This window comes from Aeromonas sp. s9, from assembly GCF_040907765.1.
Classification (GTDB): Bacteria; Pseudomonadota; Gammaproteobacteria; order Enterobacterales; family Aeromonadaceae; genus Aeromonas; species Aeromonas caviae.
On the sequence record NZ_JBFOCK010000028.1, the window covers coordinates 21,252 to 32,100 of the forward strand.

General features: G+C 66.3%; 7 protein-coding genes and 1 pseudogene. 7 read left to right on the forward strand and 1 reads right to left on the reverse strand.

The features are described from left to right. The first annotated feature begins 5 nt into the window (after window positions 1-5). The 7 genes from bcsR to AB5Y54_RS05330 all read left to right on the forward strand — a co-directional run bounded on the left by bcsR (window position 6) and on the right by AB5Y54_RS05330 (window position 10,210). Complete coding sequence (bcsR, locus tag AB5Y54_RS05300) at window positions 6-230, forward strand: cellulose biosynthesis protein BcsR (RefSeq protein ID WP_104456057.1); 225 nt, start codon at window positions 6-8, stop codon at window positions 228-230. Further along, entirely contained in the window at window positions 227-889 is a 663-nt protein-coding gene (bcsQ, locus tag AB5Y54_RS05305) for a cellulose biosynthesis protein BcsQ (RefSeq protein ID WP_104455264.1), read from the forward strand. Before bcsR ends, bcsQ begins: the two co-directional genes overlap by 4 nt. Then, complete coding sequence (gene bcsA, locus AB5Y54_RS05310; protein ID WP_201922395.1) at window positions 886-3,450, forward strand: UDP-forming cellulose synthase catalytic subunit; 2,565 nt, start codon at window positions 886-888, stop codon at window positions 3,448-3,450. Before bcsQ ends, bcsA begins: the two co-directional genes overlap by 4 nt. Next, a complete protein-coding gene (gene bcsB, locus AB5Y54_RS05315) occupies window positions 3,447-5,672 on the forward strand; it encodes a cellulose biosynthesis cyclic di-GMP-binding regulatory protein BcsB (RefSeq protein ID WP_368153337.1) in 2,226 nt (741 codons plus the stop codon). Before bcsA ends, bcsB begins: the two co-directional genes overlap by 4 nt. Window positions 5,673-5,675: 3 nt before the next feature. Further along, window positions 5,676-6,785, forward strand: coding sequence for a cellulose synthase complex periplasmic endoglucanase BcsZ (gene bcsZ, locus AB5Y54_RS05320; RefSeq protein ID WP_234917106.1), 1,110 nt, complete (start codon window positions 5,676-5,678; stop codon window positions 6,783-6,785). After that, on the forward strand, window positions 6,770-9,046 hold the full coding sequence (locus tag AB5Y54_RS05325) for a tetratricopeptide repeat protein (RefSeq protein ID WP_368153338.1): 2,277 nt from the start codon (window positions 6,770-6,772) through the stop codon (window positions 9,044-9,046). Before bcsZ ends, AB5Y54_RS05325 begins: the two co-directional genes overlap by 16 nt. Window positions 9,047-9,181: 135 nt before the next feature. Continuing rightward, complete coding sequence (locus AB5Y54_RS05330; protein WP_368153339.1) at window positions 9,182-10,210, forward strand: cellulose synthase subunit BcsC-related outer membrane protein; 1,029 nt, start codon at window positions 9,182-9,184, stop codon at window positions 10,208-10,210. A 39-nt stretch (window positions 10,211-10,249) separates the two neighbouring features. On the opposite strand, the pseudogene AB5Y54_RS05335 reads toward AB5Y54_RS05330, so the two are convergent. Beyond that, window positions 10,250-10,849: pseudogene (locus tag AB5Y54_RS05335) on the reverse strand (ISL3-like element ISAeme19 family transposase); the annotation flags it as partial.

Genomic DNA, 10,849 nt, shown 5'->3' on the forward strand with positions numbered 1-10,849 from the left:
TGACGATGCGCAGCGAACGGCAATCAGACATGCAGACCCCCTTCGGCGTCCTGGTGGAGGGCACGGTGATCAATGACGTGGCCATGGTCCAGCAGGCCTTTGGTGTCAGCCTCTCCTATCAGGATATTGCCGCCAGGGAGCGGCTCGCCGCCTTGTGCGCACGCTTCCCCCTGCTGGCGGAGGTGGCAGTGAAAGGGCCCGAGGGGACTGGCGAGGGGAGGTCTGCATGAAGGTGATCGCCCTGCAGGGGATCCGGGGAGGTGTGGGGACCACCGCCATCGTGGCCGGACTGGCCCAGGCTGCCCATGAGCAGGGGGCAAGGGTGCTGGCGGTGGATCTCTGCCCGGACAATCAGCTTGGCATCCACCTTGGCCTGCCCCATGACGATCCGGGAGGCTGGAGCCGGCTGACCCAGCCGGCGCGGGAGTGGCGAGGTGCGCTTCACCGCCGGGAGGAGGGACTGGATCTGCTCTCCCATGGCGGGGAGGAGGGGGCGTCGGCCGAGTGGCTGGCGGGGATCGATGGCTATGATCTGGTGCTGCTGGATCTGCCCCTGGGCATGGCCCCCGTCATCCCCTGCAGGCGCTTGCTGGTGGTCAATGCGGATGCCAACTGCCATGTGCGGCTTCACCGCCACCCCTGGGCGGCCGATGAGCGTCTGCTGGTGACCCAGTTCTCCAGCCAGCGGGCCCTGCAGCAGGGGCTGCTGGATCTCTGGCTGGCAGGGGGGCTCCCTCTGCTCAATCTTCATCTGCACAGGGACGAAGCCATGGCGGAGGCCATGGCCGCCAAGCTGCCGGTCGGCCGCTATGCCCCCACCAGTCTGGTTGCCCACGAGCTGGCCGCCCTGGCGACCTGGTGTCTGGCAGAGGGGGAGGCCCCCCGATGAGAGTGCGGCTGCTGACGCCGGCTGCGGGCCTCTGGTGCTCGCAGCGCTATCGCGCACTGCGTGAGCGGGGGGCTTCCCGCCCGGGGGCGGCCGCATTGACCCTGGGCTGGCTGCTGGCCTGGGCTCTCTTCCCCCTCGAGCGTCATGGCTGGCAATGGGTGCTGGGCCATGCCCGGGGGCTCTATCCCCAGCTGACGCACCCCCGGGTGGGGGATCCCCTGCGCGTTCTGTTGCAGAGCCTCTGGATGATAGTGCGTCGCCCACAGCCCATCCCTCTGCGCTGGCCTGCCTCCTGGCAGCGGATCTGGCATAGGGGCACTCAGGCTCTCGGGGGCTTCCTGGCCCGCCAGGAGGAGAAAGGGCTGGCCGCCGCCAGGGCCACGCCCCGCGAGGCGCGCTGGAAGAGCGTGCTGCTCTGCGTGGTGGCCGGGAGCCTCTCCCTGCTCTGCGTCACCCTGCCGTTCACCCTGCAGGCGCAACTGGTGTTCGTCCTCCTGCTGGCGGCCATGGCCTTCATCCTGCGGGCTGTGCCGGGCCGTTATCCCATGCTGATGATGGTGCTCTCCCTCACCATCTCCTGCCGCTACATCTGGTGGCGCTACACCTCGACCCTCGACTGGTTCGACCCCGTCAGCCTGGCCTGCGGCCTGCTGCTGCTGGCCGCCGAGACCTATGCCTGGCTGGTGCTGCTGCTCGGCTACTGGCAGACCGCATGGCCCCTGCACCGCCCCCCGGCACAACTGCCGGCGGATCCGGCCCAGTGGCCCAGCGTGGATCTGATGATCCCCACCTACAACGAGGATCTCGCCATCGTGAAGGGGACTGTCTACGCCGCCATGGGGCTCGACTGGCCCGCCGACAAGCTGACCATCTGGCTGCTTGACGACGGGGGGCGGGCGGCGTTTCGCGATTTCGCCGAGGAGGCCGGGATCCGCTATGTGGCCCGGTCGACCCATGAGCACGCCAAGGCGGGCAACATCAATCACGCCCTCAAGATGGCCACCGGGGATCTGGTCGCCATCTTCGACTGTGACCACCTGCCGACCCGCTCCTTCCTGCAGATGACGGTGGGCTGGTTCTACCGGGATCCCCGTCTGGGCGTGGTCCAGACCCCCCACCACTTCTTCTCCGCCGATCCGTTCGAACACAACCTGCAACGGTTTCGCAAGATGCCGAACGAGGGGGCCCTCTTCTACGGCCTGGTGCAGGATGGCAACGATATGTGGGACGCCAGCTTCTTCTGCGGTTCCTGCGCCGTCATCAAGCGCACCGCCCTTGACGAGATCGGCGGCATCGCGGTGGAGACGGTCACCGAGGATGCCCACACCTCCCTGCGGCTGCACCGCCTCGGCTACACCTCGGCCTATATCCGGATCCCGCTGGCGGCGGGGCTGGCCACCGAAAGCCTCTCTGCCCACATCGGTCAGCGCATCCGGTGGGCGCGCGGCATGGTGCAGATCCTGCGTCTGGACAACCCCCTCTTCGGCAATGGGCTCAAGCTGGGGCAGCGGCTTTGCTACTTCAATGCCATGCTGCACTTCCTCTCGGGCATACCGAGGCTCATCTTCCTGACGGCGCCGCTCGCCTTCCTTATCCTGCACGCCTACATCATCTATGCCCCGGCGGCGGCCATCGCCCTCTACATGTTGCCGCACATCTTCCACAGCGCCCTGACCAACTCCCGGTTGCAGGGCAAGGTCCGCCACTCCTTCTGGGGCGAGGTCTATGAGACGGTGCTGGCCTGGTACATCGCCAGGCCGACCACGGTGGCGCTCTTTGCACCCCACAAGGGGACGTTCAACGTGACCGCCAAGGGGGGGATGACGGAGGAGGTGTTCCTCGATCTGTCGGTCTCCCGCCCCTATCTGCTGCTGATCCTGCTCAATCTGTGCGGGCTGGGGTTCGGCCTCTGGCGCATCGGCACCGGCCCTGCCGACGAGGTGCCGACCCTGATCCTCAGCATGATCTGGACCCTCTACAACATGACCATACTGGGCGGCGCCCTGGCGGTGGCCTTCGAGTCGCGGCAGGTCCGTGCCAACCCCAGGGTGGAGATGGTGATGCCGGCGGCCATCATGCTGGCGAACGGTCACCTCTACCCCTGTACCGTCAGGGATTACTCCAACGGGGGGGTCGGGGTGCTGCTCGAGGCGCCCCTGCCCCTGGCCGACAAGGAGAGGGTCTGGTTGCTGCTGCGCCATGACCAGCGGGAGCAGGCGTTCGCCGCCAAGGTGCAGCGGGTGTTCGGCTGCAAGCTGGGACTGGAGCTGGAACCCATGGCGCAGGCACAGCATGTCGAGTTCATCCAGTGCACCTTCGCCCGGGCCGATACCTGGTCCCTGTGGCAGCAGCGTCTGGGCAAGGATCGCCCCCTCCACAGCCTGATCGACATTACCCTGCTCGGCTGGGGGGCTTACTGGCGTCTGGCCCGTACCTCACCCATCGGCTTTGTTTGTATCCTCCTCGAGAAGCTGGCTCGCTGGCTCCTCTCCTTCGTTCCCCGTCGCGTCTCCCCAGATTTCCGGGCCGGGACTCCGACCTCACAGACAGTGAAAGGATGATGAAACCACAACGCTACCTTATTCCTCTCCTGCTGATGGCACAGGGTGCGACCGCCGCCGAGGCCGTCGGCCCCCTGCCGCCCGTTCCCGCTCCGGTGCGCACCCAGGGGATGAGCTTTGAACAGATGGCATCATCGCCAGGCACCCTCTCCCTGCGCGGCAATGCGCCAGACGGACTGGCCGACTTCACCGTGCGGCGGGACGAGGTGGTGACCCGGGCCACCCTGGATCTGAACTTCACGCCATCGCCCTCCCTGCTGCCGCTCATCTCCCAGGTCAAGGTCTATCTCAATGACGAGCTGATGGGGGTGACGGCCCTCAACCAGGATCAGATGGGGACGATGACCCATGCCAGCATCGAGCTGGATCCCCGCTATGCCAAGGATTTCAACCGCCTCAAGGTGAGCTTCGTCGGCCACTATCGGAAAGTGTGCGAGAACCCGGCGAGCGATACCCTCTGGCTCAACGTCAACTGGGACAGCAAGCTGACCCTGCAGTTGCAGACCCTGCCGGTGCGCAACGAGCTCTCCTTCTTCCCCATGCCGTTCCTCGACGTGCGGGACAATGGCAAGCTGACTCTGCCCATGGTGTTCACGGGCTCAGTGCCCCCGGAGCAGCAGCAGGCGGCGGCGGTGCTGGCCTCCTGGTTCGGCACCAAGGCCCAGTGGCGGGGCCAGCATTTCCCGGTGCTCATCAACCAGTTGCCGGATCGCAACGCCGTGATCTTTGCCACCAATGACGCGCGCCCCGATTTCCTGGTGGGCTATCCCGAGGTGAAGGGGCCCACCATCGACATGATCAGCTCCCCCGACAACCCCTATGTGAAGCTGCTGCTGATCCTGGGGCGGGATCAGCAGGACCTGCTGACGGCGGTGCAGGGGCTGGTGCGAGGCGATGTCATGCTGCGTGGCCAGAGCGTCATGGTGGACGAGGTGAAGCCGCTCTCCCCGCGTCAGCCCTACGATGCCCCGAACTGGGTGCGACTGGATCGCAAGATGCGCTTTGATGAACTGACGGAGTACCCGGGCCAGTTGCAGGCAACGGGGCGCACGCTGTGGCCCATGAGCCTGACGCTGCGCCTGCCGCCAGATCTCTATCTGCTGGGGGAGAACGGCATCAGGACGGAGCTGAAGTATCACCACACCTCGCCCACCCTGCGCGACGGTTCCCGGTTGGATGTGGGGGTCAACGGCCAGCTCATGAAGTCGTTCACGCTCGAGCCCGGCGAGATCAAGAGTGAGCGGTTGCTGACCCTGCCGCTCTGGTTTGCCGACGATGGCGACACCATGGCGCTGCGCATGCCCGGGCTCAAGACCACCCAGGCCAACAGCCTGAGCTTCTCGTTCGAGTATGCCCAGCAATACATGGGAGGAACGGAGGATGGCCGTTGCGACCTGGTGATGCCGCCAGCCCATCAGGTGCGCATCGACGAGGGCTCCACCATCGACTTCACCGGCTATCGCCACTTCATCGAGATGCCCGATCTCAAGGCGTTCGCCTATGCCGGCTTCCCGTTCAGCAGGATGGCGGATCTCGCCGACACCCAGATTGTCATGCCAGCCAGACCCCATCCCGGGCAGATCACCACCTTGCTCGATGCCGTCGGTGCCATCGGGGCTGAGACCGGGTATCCGGCGCTCTCCCTGCAGGTTCTGGACGACTGGGAGCGGGCGCGCACCGCGGATCGGGATACCCTGCTCATCGGCACCCTGCCGGAGGAGTTTCGAGGGGATCTGGCTCCCGACGCCCTGCTGCAATCCACGCGCAGCTGGGTCAACGAGCCAACCCGCCAGCACAAGGGGGATCTGCTGCACACCATGGCCGATCGCCAGCCCCAGGCCCGGGTGGGCATGACGGGCAACCGGGCCATCGCCGTCATCCGGGGGCTGCAATCGCCGACCCATGATCAGCGCAGCCTGGTGGCCTTGCTGGCGGATGGACCGGCGGGGGTCACATTGCTCAATGAGGCTCTGCAGACCCGTACCCTGCGCGATCAGGTGGCGGGCTCGGTGGCCATCATCCGGGAATCCGGGGTGAAGAGCCTGGTGGTGGGGGATCGCTACGAGGTGGGCTACCTGCCGTGGTGGGAGCGTCTCTGGCAACTGTTTGCCCGTTATCCGGTGCGTCTTGCCGGGCTGACCCTGCTCTGCATGCTGGTACTGGGCTGGGGCCTGCGGGTGCTGCTTGCCTGTGCCAGCCGCCGCCGTCTGAAGGAAGATTAAGAGATGACTCAGATGAAAAATGTCTGTGGTGCCCTGCTCCTCTGGGCCCTTTGTTCCCTCCCGGCGCAGGCCGTCTGCCACTGGCCGGAGTGGGATCACTTTCGCCAGCACTACATCAGCGAAGAGGGCAGGGTCATCGACCCTGCCGAGGGGCGCCGCATCACCACCTCGGAAGGCCAGAGCTATGCCCTCTTCTTCGCCCTGGTCAACGATGACAGGGAGACCTTTGCCCGCCTGCTTGACTGGACGGAGCGGCAGCTCGCCCGCGGGGATCTGACCGGCTTCCTGCCATCCTGGCTCTGGGGCAGGCAGCAGGACGGCAACTGGGGCGTGCTGGATGCGAACAGCGCGTCCGATTCGGATCTCTGGATAGCCTACAGCCTGCTGGAGGCGGGTCGCCTGTGGGACAACCACAGCTACTCTGCCCTCGGCACCCTGTTGCTGCGCCGTATCGCCCGGGAAGAGGTCGCCACGCTGCCGGGTCTCGGCCCCGTGTTGCTGCCCGGGGCGAAAGGCTATGAGGGGGAGGGACGCTGGACCCTCAACCCCAGCTATCTGCCTCCACAACTGCTGGCCAGATTCGCCTCCTTCAAGGGGCCCTGGGGCGAGATGCGGGCCCTCTTGCCCAAATTGTTGCAGGAGAGTGCGCCCCGTGGCTTTGCCCGGGACTGGGTGGATTGGCAGGGGGAGAAGGGGTGGCAGGTGACGGCGGACAAGGGCGACACCGGTGGCTATGACGCCATCCGCGTCTATCTCTGGCTCGGCATGTTGAGCGAGGAGGATCCCGCCAGGGCTTCTCTGGTGGCCCACTTTGCCCCCATGCTGGCGCAGCTGACCGAATCGGGTCATCTGCCCGAGCGGGTCTCCAGCCAAAGTGGACAGGTTCAGGGCAAGGGGCCGAGCGGCTTTGCCGCCGCCCTCCTGCCCCTGTCACGGGGCTTGCCGGTGCAGGTCACCTTGCGCAAGCAGGTCTCCGATCACGGGCTGGATGCGGATGCCTACTACGGCAGCGTGCTGACCCTGTTCGGCGCAGGCTGGGATCAGGGGCGTTATCGCTTTGCCGCCGACGGTACCCTGCAGCCGGATTGGAGCGAGTCATGTCAGGCAGAGTGACCCTGGGGTGCCTGCTCGCCTGCCTGATGAGCGGAGCCCTGGCGCAAGGGACGGTACAGCCGGTGGCCTGGCTGCTGGAGCAGGTCAGGATTGGCGAGGCCCGTGGGCGGGAAGATCTCGTCAGCAACAGCCTCTATTCTCTCTCTCTGGTGGAGCCCGATCATCCGGAGCTGCTGGCAGCCCAGGCCCGTCAGGCCCTGCGCCAGGGCAAGGTCAAGGAGGCCGGGACACTGCTGGCCCGCCTTGGCAAGCAAGACCCCGGCTCTGCGCTCTATCGTCAGGGCATGGCCAACCTGGCCCTGAACGAACCGGCCAGGCGCCAGCAACTGCTACAAGCCAGGCTGCTGACCAGCGCCGGCAGGCTGGAGGAGGCCGAGCGTCTCTATCGCTCCCTGTTCTCCGGTGACTTGCCCCCCAATCTCGACGTGGCGGTGGATTATGCCCTGTTGCAGACACGGATCCCGGCCATGAAGGCAAAGGGGCTGGCGGCCCTGGAGGCACTCAACCGGCAATATCCGGGTGAGCCCAGAGTGCGGGGCGGGCTGGCTCGCCTCTATCTGGCGGAGGGTCGGCGTCAGGGGGCGCAGAACCTGTTGCGCGAGATGGCGCGAGACCCCTATCAGCGGGACGAGGCCGCCGAGATCTGGCTCGCGGACATCGAATCCCTGCCCATCGGTCCCGGGAGCATCGCTGCCTTGCAGGAGTACATGGTGCTCTTTGGCGAAGGGGATACCACCAAGGCGGAACAGCTGCTCGCTACCCAGGAGGAGAAGTGGGCCTCGCCTGCCTATCGTGCACGCCAGTCGGCGCTCGCAAGCACGGCGGGAGGTGGTGCCTCCATCTCCCGCTTGCAGCGTGCCCTGGCTGCCAACCCGGGGGATCCTGAACTCATGGGGGCCCTCGGGCAGGCCTACTCCCGCAACGATCAGCGAGCGCTGGCCATCGCCCAGTTTGAACGGGTGCTGGCACACCCCGAGGTGACCGACAAGGACAAATGGCGCAGCCTGCTGGCCACCAACCGCTACTGGCTGCTGGTGAGCCAGGGGCGCAGCGCCCTGGAACGGGAGCAGTGGGATGAGGCGGCGACCCTGTATCGCCGTGCCATCGCCCAGGATGGGCGTGAGCCCGAAGCCTGGCTGGGGCTTGGAGACAGCGAGCGTGGCCGCCATCGCGATGCCGACGCGGAGTCTGCCTACCGCAAGGCGCTCGCCATGGGGAGCGCGCGGGAGCGGGCCCTGGCCCGCCTGTTCGATCTCTACAAGGAGCAGGATCCGGCACGTGCCCTGGCCCTGCTGGAGCAGCAGGGCACCCCAGGGATGCAGGCCGAAGGGCGGCGGCTCAAGGCCGGGCTGTTGCAGGAGGAGGCCGATCAGCTCGATCGGGCCGGCAAGGTGGCGGCGGCGCTGCGCCTTCGCGAGCAGGCACTCGCGCTGACCCCGGAAGAGGTATGGCTGGCCTATCGAGTGGCCGATACTCGGGCCCGCCTCGGGGAAGCCGGTAGCGGGGAGCGGCTCTTGCGGGAACGGCTGGCGGCGCACCCGCAGGATGCCACCCTGCGCTACGCCACCGCCCTCTATCTCTCGGGGCAGGACAAGATGGTGGAGGCGAGAGGGGTGCTGGCCGCCATCCCTAGGTCCGGCTGGACACAGGACATGGATACGCTGGATCAGCGCCTCGCCCGTGACGAGGTGCTCGCCAGGGCGAGGGCGCGTCACGAGGCCGGGGATGATGAGGGGGCCGAACGCCTGCTTCAGCCGTTGCAGCCGGATGAAGAGGTAAGCCTGATGCTGGCGGAGTGGGCCACGGATCGGGGGGCCTATGCACTGGCGGAGCAGCGCTATCAGGAGGTGCTTGCCCGCACGCCGCAACAGCCCGAGGCCAGGCTTGGCATGGCCGAACTGGCCCAGGCCAGGGGCGATCTGGCAAAGGCCCGTCACTGGCTGCCCGCCTGGCCGGTCAGCCCGCTGCCCCCGGAGGGGGCCAACTACTACCGCCAGGTAGCCAATCTCTATCAGGCGCTGGGAGAGGGCGAGACAGCCCGCGCCATCTTCACCGACTACGAACCCCTGGTGGCGATGCAACCGGCCTCCCAGCAGACGGCGCTGTTCTGGCGCGATGCCGCCCGTCAGCGCGTTGCCGAGCATGATGTGGAAGGGGCTCTGGTGCGGGATCGCAAGGGGCTGGTGGCCGCAGGTCTGGCCCCCCGCGAGGATCTGGAGGGGGGCGAGCTGACCCGGCTGGCACGCAGTCAGGATGGGTAGGGGTGGCTGGCATCCGGCCTGCGCAGCGATCTCGACAGGCATTACCGGCAGAGCCAGACCACCTTCTCCCTCGACAGCGATTACTGGGGCTCCAGCGGTACCGGGGGCTACTCGGATCTGCGGGCGCTGACCCAGATGGCGCAACTGGATACGCCGCTGGCCGGTGGTACCGCCTTCGGCCGCCTTGAACTGGTCGACATGGATGCCGGAGAGCTGCCGGACTCCCCTTACCGGGCGCAGTTCGGTACCTGTGCGGCCAGGGACTGCTGCGGGGACGCGCACCAGCAGAGCCGGGGGACCACCCTGGCGGCAGGCTGGCAGCGGGGGGCCTGGGCGTTCGATCTGGGGACCACGCCCCTCGGTTTCGAGGTGGTGGACTGGGTTGGTGGCGCCACCTTGACCGGTGACTGGCACACGCTGGGGTGGGGGATGACCCTCTCGCGTCGGCCCGTCAGCAGCTCGCTGCTCTCCTATGGGGGAACGGTGGATCCGGGCACGGGCATCAGCTGGGGCGGGGTGCGGGCGAACGGGATCCGCCTCGATCTCAGCCGGGATCTGGGAGGGGCCGTCGGGTTCTGGGGCAGCGCCCAGCAGCACCTGCTGACCGGCAAGAACGTGCCCGACAACTGGCGCACCCGGCTCATGGGAGGGGGCTATTACAAGTTCGTCAACGAGACCCATCGCCGTGCCAGCGTGGGGCTCAGCACCATGCTGTGGCACTACCAGCAGGATCTGGGGGGCTATACCCTGGGGCAGGGGGGGTATTACAGCCCGCAAGGGTACTTCTCGCTCTCGGTGCCGGTCAGCTACCGGCAGCGTACCCCGGACTGGTCGTGGGAGCTGGGGGGATCGGGATCCTGGTCCTACGCCCGTACCGACGACAGTCGCCGCTACCCGCTGGAAGGCTTGTTGCCAAGCGGTTTGCCAGACAGAAATGCGCCTGTGAAAGGGAGCAGCAGCAGTGGATTCGGCTACACCCTGAATGGCGTGGTGGAACACAGGCTGACGGAACACTGGCGCATCGGTGGCCGGGTGGACATCCAGCAGGCGGATGACTATGCCCCCAGCCATGTCACCCTGTTCCTGCGCTACACCTTCAAGCCCTGGCAAGGGGATCTCGACATGCCGCCAAGGCCTCTCACTCCCTACGCGGACTTCGACTGACAGAGGCGCCCGTCATCACCGGGCGCCCTTATTTCAGGTTCATCGCGGCTTTCCGGGGAAGGCCGCCTTGATTTTCAGAAAAAAGTATTCTGAGTCCCTAAATCCATATGCCATGCGCTTTATCACTTTGATCTTGTTGTTCACCCCTTCCAGCACACTCGTGTGCATCGGGTAGTTTGCACTCGCCAGGATCCCCCGCATATATTTCGATAAATTTCGACCAAATCGTTGCAGCGGCGCTAGCCCGCTTTCCTTCACCTGCCGCATCCAGCTCCGCCATCGTCGCCATCCTTCCCACACGCTCGGCGCATACCAGATGCCCTTCAACGCCTCTTTCAGCACGTACACCATCGCCAGCGGTTGATTCGCCGCCAACAGCTCCTGCAACTTCACATCCTGTTTTTCACTCAGCTTCGTCCGATTACGTAGCAGCAACCAACGCGCACTTTTGACCACTTTTCGCGCCGGTTTATCGCTTTTCAGTGCATTCGCCTGCTCCACTCGCACCCGGTCCACCACCTCTCGGCCATAGCGAGCCACCACGTGGAACAGGTCGTAGACCACCTCCGCCTGCGGGCAGTGTTGCTTCACCTCCAGGTCGAACGCCGTGTTCATGTCCATCGCCACCGCCTCAATCTG